The 19,341-nt window shown below is 59.9% G+C and carries 17 protein-coding genes; 9 read left to right on the forward strand and 8 right to left on the reverse strand.

Annotated features, from left to right (window positions below):
* Nucleotides 1–171 precede the first annotated feature (171 nt).
* From ABXR19_RS06620 to ABXR19_RS06635, 4 genes are all read right to left on the reverse strand, one after another.
* Nucleotides 172–3,477: an EAL domain-containing protein gene (locus tag ABXR19_RS06620; RefSeq protein ID WP_354600319.1), complete on the reverse strand. Its 3,306-nt coding sequence runs from the start codon at nt 3,475–3,477 to the stop codon at nt 172–174.
* 401 nt (nt 3,478–3,878) lie between these two features.
* Nucleotides 3,879–6,206 carry a DEAD/DEAH box helicase gene (locus tag ABXR19_RS06625; RefSeq protein ID WP_435594301.1) on the reverse strand — a complete coding sequence of 776 codons (2,328 nt, stop codon included), beginning with the start codon at nt 6,204–6,206 and terminating at the stop codon, nt 3,879–3,881.
* A gap of 76 nt (nt 6,207–6,282) precedes the next feature.
* Nucleotides 6,283–6,951, reverse strand: a complete 669-nt coding sequence (locus ABXR19_RS06630; protein WP_354600320.1) for a VC0807 family protein — start codon at nt 6,949–6,951, stop codon at nt 6,283–6,285.
* Nucleotides 6,952–6,969: 18 nt separating this feature from the next.
* Nucleotides 6,970–7,638 (reverse strand): RluA family pseudouridine synthase, encoded by a 669-nt coding sequence (locus tag ABXR19_RS06635; protein WP_354600321.1) that lies wholly within the window; start codon nt 7,636–7,638, stop codon nt 6,970–6,972.
* A 158-nt stretch (nt 7,639–7,796) separates the two neighbouring features.
* On the opposite strand from ABXR19_RS06635, the gene ABXR19_RS06640 reads away from it, so the two are divergent.
* The 9 genes from ABXR19_RS06640 (at nt 7,797) to iscX (ending at nt 14,534) form a co-directional block, all read left to right on the forward strand.
* Nucleotides 7,797–8,291: a Fe-S cluster assembly transcription factor gene (locus tag ABXR19_RS06640; RefSeq protein WP_354600322.1), complete on the forward strand. Its 495-nt coding sequence runs from the start codon at nt 7,797–7,799 to the stop codon at nt 8,289–8,291.
* Between the two features lie 12 nt (nt 8,292–8,303).
* Complete coding sequence (locus ABXR19_RS06645) at nt 8,304–9,455, forward strand: cysteine desulfurase family protein (protein WP_354600323.1); 1,152 nt, start codon at nt 8,304–8,306, stop codon at nt 9,453–9,455.
* A gap of 31 nt (nt 9,456–9,486) precedes the next feature.
* Nucleotides 9,487–10,695 (forward strand): IscS subfamily cysteine desulfurase, encoded by a 1,209-nt coding sequence (locus ABXR19_RS06650; RefSeq protein WP_354600324.1) that lies wholly within the window; start codon nt 9,487–9,489, stop codon nt 10,693–10,695.
* A gap of 111 nt (nt 10,696–10,806) precedes the next feature.
* On the forward strand, nt 10,807–11,211 hold the full coding sequence (iscU, locus tag ABXR19_RS06655) for a Fe-S cluster assembly scaffold IscU (protein WP_354600325.1): 405 nt from the start codon (nt 10,807–10,809) through the stop codon (nt 11,209–11,211).
* Nucleotides 11,212–11,219: 8 nt separating this feature from the next.
* Nucleotides 11,220–11,543: an iron-sulfur cluster assembly protein IscA gene (gene iscA / locus ABXR19_RS06660; protein WP_354600326.1), complete on the forward strand. Its 324-nt coding sequence runs from the start codon at nt 11,220–11,222 to the stop codon at nt 11,541–11,543.
* Between the two features lie 64 nt (nt 11,544–11,607).
* Entirely contained in the window at nt 11,608–12,120 is a 513-nt protein-coding gene (hscB, locus tag ABXR19_RS06665) for a Fe-S protein assembly co-chaperone HscB (RefSeq protein ID WP_354600327.1), read from the forward strand.
* Nucleotides 12,120–13,988, forward strand: coding sequence for a Fe-S protein assembly chaperone HscA (gene hscA / locus ABXR19_RS06670; protein WP_354600328.1), 1,869 nt, complete (start codon nt 12,120–12,122; stop codon nt 13,986–13,988). Before hscB ends, hscA begins: the two co-directional genes overlap by 1 nt.
* Nucleotides 13,989–14,001: 13 nt before the next feature.
* Nucleotides 14,002–14,343, forward strand: a complete 342-nt coding sequence (fdx, locus tag ABXR19_RS06675; protein ID WP_354600329.1) for an ISC system 2Fe-2S type ferredoxin — start codon at nt 14,002–14,004, stop codon at nt 14,341–14,343.
* The gene (gene iscX / locus ABXR19_RS06680; protein WP_354600330.1) at nt 14,340–14,534 is read left to right on the forward strand and encodes a Fe-S cluster assembly protein IscX; all 195 of its coding nucleotides are present in this window, start codon (nt 14,340–14,342) and stop codon (nt 14,532–14,534) included. Before fdx ends, iscX begins: the two co-directional genes overlap by 4 nt.
* Here the strand turns inward: iscX and ABXR19_RS06685 are convergent, their stop codons facing one another.
* The 4 genes from ABXR19_RS06685 to ABXR19_RS06700 all read right to left on the reverse strand — a co-directional run bounded on the left by ABXR19_RS06685 (nt 14,535) and on the right by ABXR19_RS06700 (nt 19,271).
* Entirely contained in the window at nt 14,535–14,975 is a 441-nt protein-coding gene (locus ABXR19_RS06685) for a response regulator (protein ID WP_354600331.1), read from the reverse strand.
* A gap of 189 nt (nt 14,976–15,164) precedes the next feature.
* Nucleotides 15,165–16,238 carry a C45 family peptidase gene (locus ABXR19_RS06690; protein WP_354600332.1) on the reverse strand — a complete coding sequence of 358 codons (1,074 nt, stop codon included), beginning with the start codon at nt 16,236–16,238 and terminating at the stop codon, nt 15,165–15,167.
* Nucleotides 16,235–18,421, reverse strand: coding sequence for a YccS family putative transporter (gene yccS, locus ABXR19_RS06695; protein WP_354600333.1), 2,187 nt, complete (start codon nt 18,419–18,421; stop codon nt 16,235–16,237). Before yccS ends, ABXR19_RS06690 begins: the two co-directional genes overlap by 4 nt.
* A 109-nt stretch (nt 18,422–18,530) precedes the next feature.
* Nucleotides 18,531–19,271, reverse strand: coding sequence for a rhamnogalacturonan acetylesterase (locus tag ABXR19_RS06700; RefSeq protein ID WP_354600334.1), 741 nt, complete (start codon nt 19,269–19,271; stop codon nt 18,531–18,533).
* Nucleotides 19,272–19,341: the final 70 nt, after the last annotated feature.

Raw genomic sequence — 19,341 nt, forward strand, 5'->3', positions numbered from 1 at the left:
GGGTTCTGGAGAGTCTTGATGGTATTGAGTCTTCGGCATGCCGGCCCGAAGAGTGACCATGCGCGAGGGTTTGGGGGCTTTCTACAAAGAACACGCGCCGGCATAGCCGGCGGAAATGTTAACTCAGCACTCAGCACTCATTGCTCAGCACTCTGCCAAAGGCAGCCGCACTCAGTCCGCCGCAGGCGGTAGCGGCGCCAATCCTCTAGCCCGCAACCATGCAGTCAGCGCGTCAGCCGACAGGGGTTTGCTGATGAAGTAGCCCTGGATCGAGCGGCAGCGGCGTTCGATCAGGTAGTCGCACTGGGCCTGGTTTTCCACGCCCTCGGCGACCACGTCCATGCCCAGGTCGCGGGCCATCGACAGCGTGGCAGAGGCAATCGCCGCATCTTCTGCATCGCCGGGCAGATCCTTGACGAAGGAGCGGTCGATCTTCAGGCGTTCAATGGGCAAACGCTTCAGATAGGCCAGGCAGGAGTAACCGGTACCGAAATCGTCGAGTGCCAGCGTGACGCCCAGTGCGCGCACGCGTTCGAGTTGCGCGACCAGTTCGTCGGTGGAAGCGAGCAGAGCGCTTTCGGTGATTTCGAGTTCGATTTCGCGCGGATTTGCGCCGGTTTCGCTGATGATGCGCGCAACTTTTTCAACGAAATCAGCTTGCTGGAATTGCAGGGCGGAGATGTTGATGGCCATGCTCAGATGGATGCCTTCGGCCGCCCAGCGCGCTTGTTGCAGGCAGGCTTCGCGCATGACCCAATCGCCCAGCGGCAGGATCAGGCCGGATTCTTCGGCCAGCGGGATGAAGTCCATGGGAGGAATCATGCCCTTGACCGGATCCTGCCAACGCACCAGGGCTTCGCAGCCGCTGATATGTCCGTTACTCAGCTCCATTTGCGGTTGGTAGTGCAGGATCATTTCGCCGCGTTCGATGGCGCGGCGCAGGGCGGATTCCATCTGCAGGCGAACCATCGCGCGCTGGTTCATTTCGGGTACGAAGAACTGGAAGTTGTTGCGCCCGGCCTGCTTGGCGCTGTACATCGCGACGTCAGCATGTTTGAGCAGGGTTTCGATGTCGTCGCCATCGCTGGGGTAGTGGGCGATGCCGATGCTCACGGAAATGGTCAGTTCGTGGCTCTGCAGTTGCAGCGGTGCTGTCAGGCTTTTTACCAGTTTGCTGGCGACATTGCCGATTTCCTCGAAATTGCTCAGACGCGGCAGTAGCACCACGAATTCATCGCCGCCCTGGCGCGCCAGCACGTCTTCGGCGCGCAGACAGTGTTTGAGGCGGCTCGCAACACCGGCGAGTAATTCGTCGCCGACGGTGTGGCCCAAGGAGTCGTTGATGGTCTTGAAGTGATCCAGATCGAGGAAGAGCACGGCTGCCTGATCTTTGTGGCGGCGCGCCGAGCTCAAAGCGGTGCGAGCCAGTTCCTGCCAGTAGCTGCGGTTGGGCAGGCCGGTGAGTGAGTCGAAGCGCGCCAGATACTGGATGTGCGCCTCGGCCTGGCGTGCAGCAGTGACGTTCTGCACCGTGCCATGCACGCGCAGCAGACGGCCCATCATCCATTCGCTCTCGATCTGGAAGTGCAACACCTGAGTCTCTGCCCCACTGGCGATCGTGCTGCAATCCAGCGAAAAAGTTTCGGGCGAGCGGCAGGCATCCTTGATGGCCTCTTCGAGACGGCTGCGATCACTCAGTTGCAGGCGCATCAGCACGTCGCCGAGCAGGATGCGGCCAGCGGCGGGCAAATCGAGCAGGCGACGGAATTCTTCCGAGCAATGCAAATTGCTCGCGCCGCTGCTGATCTCCCAGCTGCCCATGCGCGCAATCCGCTGGGCCTGGGCCAGTGAGGCTTTCTGATCACGCAACTGGGCCGTGGCACTGGCCAGTTCCGTGGTGCGCTGGGCAACTTGTTCTTCGACGCGGCGGGTGCGCCCGGTCATCAGCAGCAGGAAGGCGCTGAGCATGCCCGCGAAACATAGCGCAGTACCGAGCGTGGCGCTGGAGGCCCAGTTCCTCGAAGCCGTGCCGTATTGATCATCCGCGCGCAGCAGGATCTGCCATTCACGGTCAGCGAAACGCACCTGACGCATCAGGAACAGGCGTTTCTCCAACCAGTTTGCGCTGCTGCAGCCGGGCGGACCATACAGGCGTTGTCGTTCGGTTGCGTTGCTGCGGTCGGCCAGGCACAGTTCGATATCGCCGCGTGGCAAGGTTTCGCGCGAGAAATTCACGATATTTTCCAGCTGCAAAGCCATTGAAACAATGCCACGCAGTGGCGTGGCCGGATCCCCTTGCCGCTCGAAAATTGCCTGGTAGACCACTACGCTGTGCGGCGCATCAAGCACCTGTACCAGGCGCACGGCTTCAGTTGCTGCGGGGGAGCCCGTTTCGCGCGTCATCTGGATGGCTTTTGCCAGCAGGTCGTAGGACGCGGGGTTGAGGCCCAGCGCGGCCTGATTGCCGGCCAGGGGTTCCAGATAGGTGATCGGCAGATAGTCTGGTGCATCTGCCGCCGGGCTGCGTTTGCCCGCGGCATCGCGATCCATGATGCGATAGTCAGGCCAGCCACTGGCACGTTGGCGTGCTTCAAAACGTGCCCGTTCCGCGTGCACAACGAGAGGATTCCAGGTCAGATTTTGCGTGCCGGGATAGCGTTCCAGCCAGGGTGTCGTGACCAGTTTCCAGTCTTCGCGGGAGAATTTTTGTGAAACCGAAGTGAAGCGTTCGACCGCCATCAGCATGTCGGTCTGGGCCGCCAGACGGGCCTGCAGCGTGTTGGCAAGATGCTCGGCATTGCGCTGGAATTCATCGGCAATGCGGTTTTTTTCGCGCTGGTGCACGAACATCAGCGCGCCCGCCAGCACCTGGGCACAGATCAGTAAGGGGAGCGCCACACTGCGCCCGCGCCCGCGCCAGTTCTGGACTGGCAGGCCGATGATGGCCAGACAGATCGGCGTGAACAGCAGCACACCCAGCGTGTCACCGGCCCACCAGGCGCTCCAGTTGGTGAAGGCGAGAGTCCAGTTTGAGGCGCCCGCAGCAAAGAGGACGGGTGTTGCCACGCTGGCACTGATCAGGCTGCTGAGCGGTGCGGCGACGCACACGAAGAGCAGCGTGCAACGCGGACTGTCCAGTCCGCCCGGCCAGATTTTCAGCCAGCGCATCAGCCAGGCCCCAGCCAGTGCCTGCGCCAGCGGCCCGAAACCGCCCAGCACGAGCATCGTGGGGTGAATCGTGATCGCCCCTGCATGTATATGCGCCATGTATTGCACGAGCACGGCGCCCACATACAGCCCGACACTTACGCGCCAGCCATACACCAGCACTGCAGCCAGGGCGATGCCTGCAGGCGGAAACAAAGGTGAAACGAAGCCCGGCGGCAAGGCGACAAGCAGCGCCAATGCGCCACCGCCGACGTATGTGAGCGCCAGGAGAAAGTTCAGACGAAGGTTTTCGCGCAAGTGAGGTGACATGAATCCAGTGAGCTTGGCGTGCAGGGCCCGACAGGCGTGCGGGCAGCTTTACAGCCAGTGCGTCAAGCCATATCAACGGCGGATTCGAGCGAAACTTGTGTTGATCCTTCGGGCAGGGGCGCGCGCTAAGAGCGCTTGCGTCGAGGGCTGAGAGATTTTAGATCTGTCCAGAAATCGAGTCCCATTTCCTGGGAAAGGCGGGGCGCGCTTAAGTGGCGGTAGGTTCGAAGTTAGGTGTTGTTAAAAGGTGCAGGCTCTGCAGGCGTGTGCCCGAAGAGCCGCTCCGGTATTAGATGTGCAAACACCCTGCTTGTACAGCCTTGATGCATAAGGCTGTACAAGCAGGGTGTCTGTAAAGGCTTGCTGCGTGCGGCTTTGCAGGCAGCAAGACTTTGACTTGCTTACCAGCCCTTTTTGGGTTTGCCCGGCTTGCCGGCGAAGCTGCTCTTGGCGCCGGAAAAACCGGTTTTGGGCTTGTCGCCATGACTGAAGGGTGGCTTCGAAAAGCCTTCGCGCGGGGCGGCCGGGCGCTCGTCGAAGCTGCGGCGTGGAGCCTCGTCACGCGGGGCAAAACTGCGCTTGGGCGGTGTGTCACCGAAACTGCTGGCGGACGGGCCGCTGAAGTTGCGCTTGGGACCGTCAAAGGGCTTGCGCTCCGCGCTGTCACGCGGCGGGTAAGGGCGACGTTCGTCGCTCTGCGGGCGACGGTCTGCGTTGCCACTGTTGCTACCGAAGCGATCACCGCCTTCACGCGGACGTGGCGGACGATCATCGAAACTGCGACGCGGCGCTTCGTTGCTGAACGGGCTGCGCGGACGATCATCGCCACCACGCGGCGCGGCAGGGCGGCTGGTGTCGCCTTGCCAGGGCTTGCGGGCCGTATCGCCACCGAAATCGCGTGGCGCGTCGTTACGGAAATCACGCGGCGCGCCACGGTTTTCGGAATTGCCGGCGTAAGGGCGACGTTCTTCACGCGGCTCGCGCGGGGCGCGGGCGGGGCGCTCGTAGGCTTCACCTTCGGCCAGGGGGCGGATGTTCAGCGGCAACTGGCGCACGCGGGTGCGCTTGAGGACGCCAAGCAAGGGCTCGGGCAGGACGGGCAGTTCGACAATGCTGAAGTCGGGGAAGAGATCGATCTGGCCAATGAAGCGCCCGTCGATGCCGCCTTCATTGGCAATCGCACCGACGATTTCCTTGGGCGAAGCATTCTGGTTGCGACCGACTTCGATGCGATAACGCTGGGTCGCGCTCGCGGCGCCGCCGAAATCGTATTTCGGCGCACGTTCGCGCTGCGGGCGATCGCTGTGTTCGTTGCGATCCCCACGCTCGTTGCGCTCCGGATAGCCGCGTTCGCCAAACTTGGGCTGCGCTTCGGCCGGTGCTGTGGCCACTGCCCAGCCGGAACCTTGTTCGTCAACTTGCAGCGGACGATCTTTCTGCACCATGAAGAGCAGCGCTGGCGCGATGTCTTCGACGCTCAGATCGTTCTCTTCGGCCAATTGATCCAGCACTTCCGAGAAATACTGCATGTCCTCGGCATTGATTGCTTCGAGGACCTGTTGTTTCAGTTGTGAAACGCGGCGGCCTTCGACATCTTCACGCGTCGGCAGCGAGATCTGCTCGATGGGCTGACGCGTCGCACGTTCAATGGCGCGCAACATGCCGCGCTCGCGCGGCGCGACGAACAGGATGGCGTTGCCCACGCGGCCGGCACGCCCGGTGCGGCCGATGCGGTGCACATAGGCTTCGGTATCGTAGGGAATGTCGTAGTTGATGACGTGGGTGACGCGCGGCACATCGATACCGCGGGCCGCCACGTCGGTGGCGACCAGAATGTCCAGGGAACCGGCTTTGAGTTGTTCGATCACCCGTTCGCGCATGGCTTGGTTCATGTCGCCATTGATCGCGGCAGCGGCGTAACCACGCGCTTCGAGCTTGTCGGCGAGTTCTTCCGTGGCAATTTTGGTGCGCACGAAGATGATGGCCGCGTCGAAATCCTCTTCGACTTCCAGAATGCGGGTCAGGGCGTCGAGCTTGTTCACCCCGCGCACCTGCCAGTAACGCTGACGCGTCGTGGCGACCGTGCTGGTGGAGGCCTTGATCTTGATTTCCTGCGGCGTCTTCAGATACTTGTGGGCCACGCGGCGGATCACATCCGGCATGGTGGCGGAGAACAGGGCGGTCTGACGCGTATCCGGCGTGTGTTGCAGGATCCATTCGACGTCGTCGATGAAGCCCATGCGCAGCATTTCATCGGCTTCGTCGAGCACCACAGCTTTCAGGCTGGAGATATCGAGGCTCTTGCGCTCCAAGTGATCCATGACGCGGCCGGGGGTGCCGACGATGACTTGCGCGCCGCGACTGAGCTGGCGCAACTGAACGACCATGCTCTGGCCGCCATAGATCGGCAGCACATGGAAGTCGCGTAGATAGCGCGCATATTTCTGGAAGGCTTCGGCCACCTGAATGGCCAATTCACGCGTCGGCGTGAGGACCAGAATTTGCGGGCGACGCTCAGCCGGATCGAGGCGCTCCAGCAAAGGCAGGGCGAAGGCAGCGGTTTTGCCGGTGCCGGTCTGGGCTTCGCCCAGAATGTCGCCACCTGCAAGCAGAATCGGGATGCACGCAGCCTGAATCGGGGACGGAGTCTCGTAGCCTACGTCAGCCAGTGCCTGCAGTAGCGACGCAGAGAGTTTCAGGTCGGCGAAAGTTTCGACGGTGTCGGTCATGGTTTTTGTACCGGAATAGGGCGCAAGAATGCTGCCCGGGGAAGGGATAGCCCGCTATTGTCCTCTACTTATCGGATTATTCCGAGTCAGCTGAAGAGTTGGGCTTGTTTGAATCTTGAGTTTTCAGGCGGCGCACGAACCAGAAGGTCCATAAGCCGATGGCGCCTGCGACGGCGTAGCCCAGCGTCGGGGCGATGGCCACAACGCGCTCGGTGGGCCAGTGGAAGGCCATCCAGGTCCGCACAATAGCTTCGCCCGTGAGGCCGACGCCCCAGACTGCGGTAATGCCGCGAATGGCACGCTGCGCGGCGGGTTCTTCAAACCAGTCATGAAAATCGTTTGCGCCATGCTCCGCGTCTTGGCGGACTACGGTGGCGCGAGCGAGATAGAACACCAGCGGGCGTTTGAGCGGCAGAGAAAGCAGAAAAGCCAGACCGATCAGGCCGGAAATCAGGGACTCCCGGATCAACAGCAGGCGCGTATCGCCCCCCAGTGCCATGGCCAGCACGGACAAGCCGATGCCGCCAAGGACCAGCATGCTCAGCGCGTCGACACGGCGATGCCAGGCCAGCTCGACCAGACTCCACAGCAAGGGCGGAATGGAGGACGCGACCAGAGCACCAAACTCGCCGTAATGCGGTTTGGCCAGGGTATAGGCCAGCCAGGGCAGGAACAGATTGACGGCAAGTTCTGCCATCAGGCGCAAGTGCTTCTTCATGCGGAAGGTTTCGAGCAAAGGACGCACATTTTCGCCTGAAACGCGCTAAAAGTCTGCCTCCGCATGGAATTCGCAGGGCTCGCCACTGAGCGGGTGGGGAAAAGCGAGCCACTCGGCGTGCAGCAGAAGGCGAGACGCTTTTGCGCGCGCCGCCGGGTCGGCGTAGAGGCCGTCGCCAATGATCGGGTGGCCCAGACTCAGCATATGCACCCGCAATTGGTGGGTGCGTCCGGTGAGCGGATCGAGTTCGACGCGACTGACATCCTGCACCGCGTCGTAGTCCAGGCGCAGATAGCGGGTTTGCGAGGGTTTGCCATTCTGATGATCAACCATGTGGAGGGGGCGATTGGGCCAATCCACATTCAGGGGCAGGTCTACCTCGCCGCTTTCCGGCAGCAATTGGCCGTCGACCACCGCGACGTAGCGCTTGCTGACCGCACGCTGCTCGAAAAGCATGCTGAGCTGGCGATGCACTGCGGCGCTACGGGCCATGACAATCAGGCCGGAGGTTTCCATGTCGAGCCGGTGCACAATCAGGGCGTCCGGAAAGTGTTGCTGGACGCGGCGGATCAGACAGTCGGCCTTTTCGGCGCCACGTCCGGGTACGGACAGCAGACCGCTCGGCTTGTCGAGGACGAGCAGATCCTGGTCTTCAAAAATGATCCTCAGGCCTTCGTTGGGCGGCGGTTGATACGCCTGGAGAGTGTTGTTCATCAAGTTCGGATTCGTTCGCGTTAGCTATGTGGGCAATGGGGTTTTAATGGTTGACTGATTTACTCGGGGATTGTAAGCTTGATAAAAATAATCAAGTATTGCCAAGCCAGCCCGGCGGCAGTCTAAAAAACACACCACAGCAGAGATTGGAGCATCAAATGCGCCTTACTACCAAGGGTCGTTTCGCCGTCACCGCCATGATCGATCTGGCGCTGCGCCAGGAAAAGGGTCCGGTTACGCTGGCTGGCATCAGTGAGCGTCAGAGTATTTCCCTGTCTTACCTTGAGCAGCTGTTCGGCAAGCTGCGCCGACACGGTCTGGTTTCCAGCGTGCGCGGCCCGGGTGGCGGCTATTGTCTGGCGCAAACCTTGGGTGAAATTTCAGTGGCTGACATTATCGTTGCCGTTGATGAGCCACTGGATACCACGCAATGTGGAGGCAAGGAAGACTGTCAGGGGCGTCCGCAGCAGCGCTGCATGACTCACGATCTGTGGAGCAATCTGAATCGTCGTATGTTCGAGTATCTCGAGTCCGTGAATCTCGAAACCCTGGTCGAGCAGATTCGCGCACGCGAAAATCCGCACGAAGTGGTTGTTCTGTGTGACGAGTTCCGCCGCTCCACCAGCAAGAACGAGATCGAAGCCACGGTCTGATCGGCTATTGCCATGTTTGCGCCTGCTTATCTCGACCACAACGCCACCACGCCACTTGATGAGCGCGTGCTGGCGGTGATGCTGCCTTTCCTGCAGGAGCGTTGCGGCAATCCGTCGAGCCGGCATGAATATGGACGCAAGACCCGTGATGCGATAGACCGGGCGCGGCAGCAGGTGGCCGCGGCGGTGAATGCGCATCCGACTGAGGTGGTGTTTACCAGCGGTGGCTCCGAGGCGAACAATCTGTTTCTCAAAGGTGCGGCCGTCTGTCTCAAGCCCGGGTGTATTGCGATTGGTGCGAGCGAGCATCCGAGCGTGCGGCAGCCAGCGCGACAATTGCAGGCGCTGGGCTGGGAATGCATTGAATTGCCGATTGATGCACAAGGATTGCTGGCGCAGGAGGCCACTGCCGGGCTGATTCAGCGTAGGCGCCCGAGTATTGTTTCGGTGATGCTGGCGCACAATGAAACGGGTGTAATCAACGATGTTCTGACTTTGGCCAAAAGCGTACGCGCTGCTGGCGGTTATCTTCACGCAGATGGTGTGCAGGCTTTAGGCAAGATGAGGCTGGATTTTCGCGAGCTGGGTGTGCAGGGCTTGAGTCTGTCGTCGCACAAGGTGTATGGCCCGCTTGGCGCAGGCGCTCTGGTGCTGGATAAACGCGTTGAGCTGCAGGCGCAGATCGAGGGTGGCGGGCAGGAGCGTGGTTTGCGTTCCGGCACAGAAAATGTCGCGGCAATTGTGGGTTTTGGTATGGCCTGCGAGCTGCTGGTCAGTGATCTGAATGCACAGATTGCGCGGATGGCCAGTCTGCGCGAACGGCTCGAACAAGGCATGTCCCGCTTGGGAGCGACAATTTTTTCGCACGAAGTGCTGAGGCTGCCGAATACAAGCTTTTTTGCCTTCACCGGGATTGATGGTGAAACCCTGGTGGGCAAACTGGATCGCGCTGGATTTGCTGTGGCCAGTGGTTCGGCCTGTTCTTCAGCCAATCCGGAGCCCTCACGTACCCTGCTGGCAATGGGCGTGGCTCCGGAACTTGCGCGTGCCGCCGTACGGGTCAGCGTCGGGCGCAATACGCAGCAGGCAGAGATTGATGGCTTTTTGCTGGCATTGGGCCAGACCATGAGTGATTTGAAACATCTGACCGCAATGGCGGTCTGAACAATAACAAAGCAGCCCCCAGGAGTCTTAAATGAAGTTTCCGATTTACCTCGATTATTCTGCGACCACTCCGGTTGATCCGCGCGTGGCCGCAAAGATGATTCCTTGGCTGACCGAGCATTTCGGCAACCCGGCCAGTCGTTCGCATTCCTATGGATGGGAAGCCGAAGCTGCGGTTGAAGAAGCGCGCGAACACGTTGCTGCCTTGGTGGGCGCTGATGCCAAGGAAATCGTGTGGACCAGCGGCGCGACCGAGTCCAACAACCTTGCGATCAAGGGTGCCGCGAATTTCTATGCGGGCAAAGGCAAACATCTGATTACTCTGAAGACCGAGCACAAGGCCGTGCTCGACACCATGCGCGAGTTGGAGCGTCAGGGTTTTGAGGTGACGTATCTGGATGTGCTGGAAAATGGTTTGATTGATCTGGACGTTTTCAAGGCGACTTTGCGCCCGGATACGACTCTGGTTTCCGTGATGTTTGTAAATAACGAGATCGGCGTAATCCAGCCCATCTCTGAGATTGGTGAACTCTGCCGCGAGCGCGGGATCATCTTTCACGTCGATGCGGCTCAGGCCACAGGCAAAGTGGAGATCGATCTGAACAAGCTCAAGGTCGATCTGATGTCTTTTTCGGCACACAAGACTTATGGCCCGAAAGGCATGGGTGCCTTGTATGTGCGGCGCAAACCGCGTGTGCGTATCGAGGCCCAAATGCACGGCGGCGGGCACGAGCGCGGCATGCGCTCCGGCACGCTCGCGACGCATCAGATCATTGGCATGGGTGAGGCTTTTCGTCTCGCCAAGCTCGAAATGAGCACTGAAAACGAGCGTATCCGTGGGCTGCGGGATCGTCTGCTTGCTGGTCTGAGCGACATGCCCGAAGTTTTCGTGAATGGCGATCTGGCACATCGTGTGCCGCACAATCTGAACATGAGTTTTGCTTACGTTGAAGGCGAATCGATGGTCATGGCCGTCAAGGAAATTGCAGTTTCGAGCGGCTCGGCCTGCACGTCGGCTTCGCTGGAGCCTTCCTATGTTTTGCGCGCCCTCGGCCGTGAAGATGAATTGGCGCACAGTTCGATCCGCTTCTCGATCGGACGCTTTACCACGCAGGAAGATGTGGATTTCACCATCCATCTGATGCACAAGAAAATTGGCAAGTTGCGCGAACTCTCTCCTCTGTGGGAGATGTTTCAGGATGGTATCGATCTGAACACCGTGCAGTGGGCTGCACACTGAAATTCGGTGAGGAGTGAGGAGTGAAGGGTTTAATACAGCGGGTGGCAAAGCCGCCCGAAAACTTCAACTCCTCACCCCTTACTCCTCGCCCCTCACACAACGGAGTTGAAAATGGCATATAGCGACAAAGTACTGGATCACTACGAAAACCCGCGTAACGTGGGTTCTTTTGACAAGAATGACACCTCCACGGTCGGTACCGGCATGGTCGGTGCGCCGGCTTGCGGCGATGTGATGAAATTGCAGATCAAGGTCAATGCGGCGGGTGTGATCGAAGACGCGAAGTTCAAGACCTACGGCTGCGGCTCGGCTATCGCCTCCAGTTCGCTGGTAACGGAGTGGGTCAAAGGCAAGACGCTGGACGAGGCCCTGAACATCAAAAATACGCAGATCGCCGAAGAACTGGCGCTGCCGCCGGTTAAAATCCACTGCTCCATTCTTGCCGAAGACGCGATCAAGGCGGCGGTGGAGGATTACCGCAAGAAGCACGACGCTTCCGTTGAAACCACGAACTGAGTTCAATCATGGCCGTTACCCTGAGTGAAGCCGCTGCGCGGCACATTACAAAATTCCTTGCCAAGCGTGGCAAGGGAATTGGCATCCGTTTGGGCGTCAAGACCACTGGCTGCTCGGGCATGGCTTACAAGCTGGAGTACGCCGACGAGGCCGAGGCTGAGGATATGGTCTTTGAGAGTCAGGGCCTGAAGGTCATAGTCGATCCGAAAAGCCTGCCTTATATCGAGGGCACTGAGCTCGACTTTGCGCGCGAAGGCCTGAATGAAGGCTTCAAGTTCAACAACCCGAACGTGAAGAACGAATGTGGTTGTGGCGAGAGCTTCAATATCTGAACGTCCGACGGAATCCTCCCTGTCTTCCCGGGCCGCGATGCGGTCCGGTTATTTTTAGCGACTGATGCACGAGTATTTCTCCCTCTTCGGATTGGCTGAGCGTTTTACCATTGATCCGGCACAACTGGATGTGGCTTATCGCCAGGTTCAGGCGCAGGTGCATCCGGATCGCTTCGCCCATCGGCCGGAAGCCGAGCGGCGCGTAGCCATGCAATGGGCTACTCTGGCCAACGAGGCGTTCCGTACCCTCAAAAATCCTCTTGCGCGTGCGCGCTATCTGCTTGGGCGTCGTGGCGTAGAGATTGATGCCGATCGCAACAATGGCATGTCGCATGCCTTCCTGATGCAGCAGATGGAGTGGCGCGAAGCGGTCGAAGACTCAATGGCAAACCCCGATGCGTTGCAGCGACTGGAACGTGATCTCGCGCGCGACGAACGCGTCATGCTGGATGATCTCAAACACACTCTCGATGTCGAAGTGGATTTGACGCAGGCCTCCGAGCTGGTGCGTCGACTCATGTTCATGGAAAAATTGCGTCGCGAAATCGACGAAGCTTTGGCTCAATTGGAAACCTGATGGCTCTTCTGCAGCTCTCCGAACCGGGTGAATCGCCCGACCCTCATCAACAGCGTCTGGCCGTCGGGATCGACCTCGGTACGACCAACTCACTGGTGGCGACCGTGCGCAACTCCATCGCGGAGTGCCTGCCGGCCGAGGATGGCGGTGTCATCCTGCCCTCGGTTGTGCGTTACTACAAAGATGGACATACAGTAGTCGGTCAGGCCGCACTGGCCGCTCAGACCATCGATCCGCGCAACACCATAGCTTCAATCAAGCGGCTGATGGGGCGTGGCTTGGCTGATACCGATGCAGGCATGCGTAGCCGTTACGATCTGGTGGATACCGGCGATATGGTCCGCGTCAATACGGTTGCCGGATTACGCACGCCGGTCGAGATCTCCGCTGAAATTCTCAAGGTTCTGCGCGAGCGTGCTGAAGCGACGCTGGGCGACGAGCTGGTCGGCGCTGTGATTACTGTGCCGGCCTATTTCGACGACGCTCAACGTCAGGCAACCAAAGACGCGGCGCGTCTGGCCGGTCTGAATGTTCTACGTCTGCTCAACGAGCCGACCGCAGCGGCGATTGCCTATGGCCTTGATGAAGGTGCTGAAGGCATTTACGCCGTCTACGATCTGGGCGGAGGCACCTTCGATTTTTCCATTCTGCGTTTGTCGCGTGGCGTATTTGAGGTGATGGCGACCAGTGGCGACTCATCGCTGGGTGGCGATGATTTTGATGAAGCTTTGGCAGACTGGCTACACAAAAAAGCCAGTGGTGTGGATCTGGATTGCTCCAAGTCGCGCGCACTCTTGGTTGAGGCGCGGCGCGTCAAAGAAGCTTTGACGGAAAATGCACTGTGTGTGGCACGTGTGCCGGTGGCGGCCGATGGCATCAAGGACATTCCCGTCAGTGTTGAAGAGTTTCACGAGCTGACACGCAAACTGGTCGAGCGCAGCTTGTCGCCGGTGAAGAAGGCCTTGCGTGATGCCGCGCTGAAAGTCGATGACATCCAGGCGGTAGTCATGGTTGGCGGTGCTACTCGCATGCCGCATGTGCGCAGTGCCGTGGCCGCCCTGTTTGGCCGTGAACCGAATATCGATATTGACCCGGAAAAGGTTGTCGCGATCGGCGCAGCGACGCAAGCCAATATCCTGGCTGGTAATCGTCGCGCGGGTGAAGACTGGCTCTTGCTGGATGTGATCCCGCTGTCGCTCGGTCTCGAAATGATGGGTGGGCTGACCGAAAAAATCATCACTCGCAACTCAACCATTCCTGTTTCCAAAGCGCAGGATTTCACGACCTACAAGGACGGCCAGAGTGCGATGGCTATCCACGTCGTGCAGGGTGAGCGCGAGCTGGTCGCGGATTGCCGATCGCTGGCACGTTTCGAGCTGCGTGGCATTCCGCCGATGCCGGCCGGTGGCGCACGTATCCGGGTGACTTTTCAGGTGGATGCTGACGGCCTGCTTGCCGTTAGCGCGCGTGAGCAGACTACCGGCGTGGAGGCACACGTCAGTGTGAAGCCCAGTTATGGCCTTTCCGACGAAGAAATCACCGGCATGCTGAAGTCAGGGTTTGAACATGCCGCCAATGATATGCAGGCGCGCTCATTGCGCGAACAGCAAGTCGAGGCGGGTCGTCTGATCGATGCGACTGAGCAAGCCATCAAGGAAGATGCAGATCTGCTTTCTGCAACTGAGCAAGCCAGTGTTTTGGCGGAAATCGAGCGTGTGCGGCTCTTGCTGCAGGGACTTGATCACCTGGCGATCAAGGCAGGGATTGATGCCTTGTCCGCCAAGACCGGTGATTTCGCTGCACGGCGCATGGATAAAGCCATTCGCCTGGCCTTGACCGGCAGCCGGATCGACAAGCTGCCTCTGTAAAAAGGAATTTTGCATGACCCAGATCGTCGTTTTACCCAATGCGCAACTCTGTCCGGATGGGGCCGTTATCGAAGTCGAACCGGGTCAGACGGTTTGCGATGCCTTGCTCGCGAATGACATCGATATCGAGCATGCCTGTGAAAAATCCTGTGCCTGTACGACCTGCCATGTCATCGTGCGCGAAGGATTTACTTCCTTGGCGGAGGCTGACGAGCTGGAGGAGGATCTGCTCGACAAAGCCTGGGGGCTTGAGCCGCAGTCACGCCTGTCCTGTCAGGCGGTGGTCGCGACAACCAATCTAGTAGTTGAAATTCCGCGTTACACCATCAACATGGTCAGCGAGGGTAAAAAATGAAATGGACCGACACACAGGAGATCGCCATTGCGCTGGTAGACGCTCATCCAGACGTAGACCCGACGCGGATCAACTTCGTTGATCTGATGAATTGGGTGAGAGCACTGCCGGGCTTTGATGATGATCCCAAGCATTGCGGCGAGCGCATTCTTGAGGCGATTCAGGCAACCTGGATTGAAGAGGCCGAGTAATCAGGAATCAACCAGTTCATTCAGGCTGAGCCAGTACGCGCCCAACTGGCCAACTGTAGTCAGAAAACGCTCAAAATCCACGGGTTTGCGGATATAGCTGTTGGCGCCGAGGCTGTAAGCCTGCTGGATATCCTGCAATTCGCGCGAAGTCGTCAGGATCACGACCGGCAGCAGTGCTGTGCGCGAATCAGCTCGAATCCGGCGCAGTACCTCTAGACCGTCGATGCGCGGTAACTTCAGATCGAGAAACACAACCGCCGGCTGAATCGTCGTGTCACGTCCCGCGTGCCGCCCCGTTCCGAACAGATATTCGATGGCATCCACGCCGTCCCGGGTGACGATGATCTGATTGGTAATCTTGTTTTTACTGAAGGCGCGCAGAGTCAGCGCTTCGTCGTCCGGATTGTCTTCAACCAGCAGAATGGGTCGATCAGTAGCCATTAGTGTTTACTCGTAATTTGCTTAGGCCCATCCATTATCGGCGCGGGCGTCCTTGAGTTGAGACTTTGCTACAAAGCTGCTGTGGTCAGTACAAAAACCGGATCAGTGCACGGCGTCAGGCGCTGAAGATGAAAGGCCGATTCTACCCGGTTTGTCTAAAACAGCGAATTCGCTTGTCGTGACACTTGCCTATTCAGGCAGTTGCCGCCCCCACAGCCGCAGCGAGCCAACGGCCGGGTTGGTGAGAGTCCAGTAGATCGTTTCGTGGTTCCATACCGGCGCTACGGTGTAGGCCTGCAGGCAGCCAGCTTCGACCTCACTTGCGCTGGCTCCGACCAGCGGGCGCAGGGTGGCCATCAGGTCGTCCCAGCGACGAAAGGAGTTGCGCAGCAGGTTGCTGTGCTCCCAGCCTTCCTGTGGCTCGAATTCATACGGCTTGGAATTGTCGCGGACAAAGGGGCTGGACTGCGCAAAATGATTGGTTTGCACCAGCAGGCCATCTTGGGCGTAGCGCACGTTCTGGCGCCCGTCGTGAGCGATTTCAACGACTGCGGCATTGTCTGAAGTGTCGCTGCACAGACTGATGAAGACCGGGCTGGAGAAGCGTTGTGTGGCGATGAAATCCAGTGCCGTTTCAAGCGTATTGATGCGGCTGTCTTCAATCAGGTCGCGCAGCACGAAGAGCGGGTCGCTACGAAAGCGGGCCGGTGCGAGGCTATGGCGCTTGGGTGCAAAGTTGATTGCGCCGCACAGGCCGGGGCGCGAGAAAGTCAGCACGCCGACCATGCCCTGTACTCCAGCAGTATGGGTGATAACACCCTGCGCATCAATGTAGTCGGCTGCGCGTACGGCGGGGGCCATCACGGGTACGTTGCCCCAGTCCAGGCTGCGCATCATGCGCCAGCCCTCACTTGAGCGCACACAGCTGGTGGTGCAGCCGGGAATGAAGTTGTAGGCCACGTGTGCCCAAGTGTACTGACGCTGCATGATCGCCATCTGCGCGCGCGAAATCAGCCCGGTTGCATCTGCCAGATAGTCGCTGCAGGCGATATAGCGGCCAGAGTGGTCATACACCAGTTTGTACACCAGCCAGCACAGAGCGCGTGCGATGAAGGTACTGAAGTAGGCTTTCTTCAGGGCCAGGCACATGGCCTTGAAAGCATCCATGTCTGGCGGCGAATTTACCAGCGCGGCCCAGCGAACTGCGGGCTCTTTCTGCAGATAGTCGATCCTCAGGGCTGGGCGTTGGTCCTCAAGCATCATGCGGGAGTCCCCTGTGCATGCCGTTCGTCTATGGGCGATACCACCGCAAACCCGCTTGCCAGTTCGGCCAGTTCCGGCAGCAAGGCCTCTATCTGTGCAAGCTGGCGCAGCACGCGCTGTGCGGTTTCCGTCATGTCACTGGAGAGTGGCTCCAGCTGGACTTCTTCATGGGCTATTGCTTGTACAGGCAAGCTGCGCGCGGCCAGAGCGGAGGCGATGGCTTGCAGGCCAGTCTGGATGCGGCTCTCAGGGATCTGGATGCTTGGTGACTGCAGACCATCCCGATCCTGCTCGCGGTGTGCGCCGAGCGCCGAGATGTAGCCGAGCAGGGTGTGACTGGCGCACAAGAAGCGATAGGCCGCATCAGGCCGCAAGCTATAGCGTTCGGGTTCCTTGAGCATGCTGGCGAGTGTGGCGGAAAGCTCGGCATCGGCGTTGTGGGCATCGCGCCGGGCAATCCGGTAGGGTAGATCGTCGCGTGGGCCGCTGCGGTACTGGTTGAGAATTTCTGCGAGATAGATGCTGCTCAGGCTCAGGCTACGCGACATGGCGTGGTGCACCCGTTTGCCGTGCCATTCAGGCAGGATCAAGGCCACCGCAGCAATGGCCAGCAGGCAGCCGAGCAGGGTGTCGAGCACGCGCGGGCCGATCAGGGCGTAGCTGCTGCCGAACTGGTTGAAACAGAGCATGACCAGCACGGTGATGGAGGCGGTGGCGAGTGCGTAGCGCTCGGCACGGAACACAAAGAAGCCAACACCGGCAGCCAGGATCAGGGCGAGCTGGGCGTGTTCATGCGGGAAGGACGAGATGAACAGGCTCGCGAACAGCAGTCCGGCAAAGGTGCCGCCCATGCGCTGGCCCAGACGCAGCCAGGTGCTGCTGAAGTTGGGCTGGCATACGAAAACGGTGGTGAGCATCACCCAGTATCCCTGCGGCAGATCCAGCACGGTCAGCAGGGCGTAACCGGCCGTCAGTGCCGCCGCCAGGCGCAGACCGTGACGGAAGCGGCGGGAGGCCGGCGTGAATTGCTGGCGCAGGCTGCGCCACATTTCACCCAGGGTTTGCGGATTACTGTCACGCAGACTGCTGTCGGTGACAGCCTCGAATTCGCCGGGCCGGGCTGCACGCGCGAGGCGCAGTTCGATGCTGCTGATGTTGCGCACAAGATCGGCCAGCGCGTTGATCAGCGTCTTGTCCTGTTGCGTGTTGGCCTGAGCGTAGCCCAATGCATTTCCCAACTCTTCCAGCGCCAGCGCACCCTCCTGTCCATATTCGAATACTTCGCCTTGCGCGATGGCTTCGCCCAGTCGCGTGCAGGCCGCAGCCTGCAAGGCCATCAGGCGCTGGCAGCGAAACAGCACGTCACTGCGGGCGAAGGCTTCACTCAGCGCTTCATAAGGATGGTGCGCCGAGCTGGCGCGTTCATGGACTTCCTGCGCAAGGAAATACCATTGCAGATGGCTGCGGCTGCCTTGCGCCGGATGGGAAGATTTTGCCCACAGCAACAGGATCTGGCGTGCCCGGTTCATGTCGCCGACAAGCCGCCCGTTCTGCGCGGCCAGGGCCAGGCGCAACGCCTTGACGTCCTGGCCCCGCACCGGTTCGAGCAGCGCGGATTTGATCTCCAGATAACGTGCCAGCGCTGCAAAAACTTGTGCCACCGCCTGACGGGGCGGACGGTTTTCAAACATGGCCGCAGCGAGCAGCGAGATGCCGCCATACCAGGCTGCGCCACCGAGCAGCAACAGCGGTTCGCGCCAGAAATTGACGCTGTCGATGCCATGTTGATCGACCCCCAGCATCGCGTAGATCGCCAGAATTACCGAGGCTGTGGCGATGGTGGCGTAACGCTCGCCCAATGCACCCAGCATCACGAAGCCGAAGGTGGATGTCGCCAGCCCCAGTGCGAACAACCAGGGGTAGGCGAAGAGCACGCGTACGGATATCGAGGCCACGCCGAAGCAGAGCAGGGTAACTAGGAGTGCCTTGAGGCGACCAGCAAAACGATCCGGCGTTTCCGCCAGCGCGGCGGCAATCACGCCGAGGATCAGGCCGATCAGCCAGCTTTCGTGGTCATTGCCGAAGCAGAAGGCGAGGATGCCACCGAAGGCCAGCGCGACCTTCAGACTGTCGAGCGTTTTGTCGTGCGACCACAGGCGGCGCAATGAGGCGGAATCAATCATGGTGTGATTATACGGCCATCATTCCGAACGGCGCCGTCTTGCTGCGCTGAGCGGCGTGTCTGCTTGTACAGCCAGGCTGGGAGCGGCTGTACAGGCAGGGCGGTGAGCGTCAGGGTTGTTGCGCGGCGACCGGCTTCACGTAGCCCATGAGTGCCGGCACTTCGTGTGCCAAGGCCTCGGCGACCATGCGGCCCAGCACGTAGGAGCCCTTCAGATTGAAGTGGGTCTTGTCCGGTACGATCGTGCCATTGGGGCCGGCCTTGGTCGCGCCGAGCTTGTGCGCTTCGGTCTCGCCGAGTTGCTCGAAGTAATCCTGGCTGATCTGGTGCAGATCAATCAGCGGCACGTCCATATCGGCGGCAACCATTTTCATGGCAGCCACATGACCGGGCAGATCATCGATGATCTTGCCGTCGGGCTGGAAGTAGCGCCGCGCAATCGGCGTCACCAGAATCGGCTTGATGCCGGCGGCACGGGCTTCGCTGACATAACGGCGCAGGTTGGCTGGATATTCGGTTTTCAGATCGGTTTCGCGATCACCATGCGCGGCACTTTGCACATCGTTGTGGCCGAACTGGATCAGCATCCAGTTGGGCTTTGGCCACTGCGCGGTGTCCCAAAGGCCATCACGTCGATAGGTCTTGGTACTGGCGCCGCCCTTGGCGCGGTTGATGCAATCCGCCATGGCGGTCAGGTTCGCGCAGAAACCGGTGCCGTAGCCCTGGCGCTCGGTCTGGGTGGAGTCGCCCACCAGCGTGATGCGAACGCCCTCTTTGGGTGGGCTGGAAGCACAGCCTGCCAGCAGCAGAGCGGGGAGCAGGGCTAACAGGGTACGGCGCAGGAGACTCATCTTTTGGTCTTTCATTGAAATGGCCGACATGCTTGTCGGCAGGAGTGGCGCCAGTCTACACAACACGGTG

It is taken from the genome of Uliginosibacterium flavum, from assembly GCF_040566545.1.
Classification (GTDB): domain Bacteria; phylum Pseudomonadota; class Gammaproteobacteria; order Burkholderiales; family Rhodocyclaceae; genus Uliginosibacterium; species Uliginosibacterium flavum.

Coding starts and splice junctions, on each gene's coding strand:
- ABXR19_RS06640 (WP_354600322.1), top strand. CDS start 7,797: ATGCGCCTTACTACCAAGGGTCGTTTCGCCGTCACCGCCATGATCGAT.
- yccS (WP_354600333.1), bottom strand. CDS start 18,421: ATGATTGATTCCGCCTCATTGCGCCGCCTGTGGTCGCACGACAAAACG.
- ABXR19_RS06650 (WP_354600324.1), top strand. CDS start 9,487: ATGAAGTTTCCGATTTACCTCGATTATTCTGCGACCACTCCGGTTGAT.
- fdx (WP_354600329.1), top strand. CDS start 14,002: ATGACCCAGATCGTCGTTTTACCCAATGCGCAACTCTGTCCGGATGGG.
- ABXR19_RS06700 (WP_354600334.1), bottom strand. CDS start 19,271: ATGAGTCTCCTGCGCCGTACCCTGTTAGCCCTGCTCCCCGCTCTGCTG.
- ABXR19_RS06620 (WP_354600319.1), bottom strand. CDS start 3,477: ATGTCACCTCACTTGCGCGAAAACCTTCGTCTGAACTTTCTCCTGGCG.
- ABXR19_RS06685 (WP_354600331.1), bottom strand. CDS start 14,975: ATGGCTACTGATCGACCCATTCTGCTGGTTGAAGACAATCCGGACGAC.
- ABXR19_RS06635 (WP_354600321.1), bottom strand. CDS start 7,638: ATGAACAACACTCTCCAGGCGTATCAACCGCCGCCCAACGAAGGCCTG.
- iscU (WP_354600325.1), top strand. CDS start 10,807: ATGGCATATAGCGACAAAGTACTGGATCACTACGAAAACCCGCGTAAC.
- ABXR19_RS06625 (WP_435594301.1), bottom strand. CDS start 6,206: ATGACCGACACCGTCGAAACTTTCGCCGACCTGAAACTCTCTGCGTCG.
- ABXR19_RS06690 (WP_354600332.1), bottom strand. CDS start 16,238: ATGATGCTTGAGGACCAACGCCCAGCCCTGAGGATCGACTATCTGCAG.
- iscA (WP_354600326.1), top strand. CDS start 11,220: ATGGCCGTTACCCTGAGTGAAGCCGCTGCGCGGCACATTACAAAATTC.
- hscA (WP_354600328.1), top strand. CDS start 12,120: ATGGCTCTTCTGCAGCTCTCCGAACCGGGTGAATCGCCCGACCCTCAT.
- ABXR19_RS06645 (WP_354600323.1), top strand. CDS start 8,304: ATGTTTGCGCCTGCTTATCTCGACCACAACGCCACCACGCCACTTGAT.
- iscX (WP_354600330.1), top strand. CDS start 14,340: ATGAAATGGACCGACACACAGGAGATCGCCATTGCGCTGGTAGACGCT.
- hscB (WP_354600327.1), top strand. CDS start 11,608: ATGCACGAGTATTTCTCCCTCTTCGGATTGGCTGAGCGTTTTACCATT.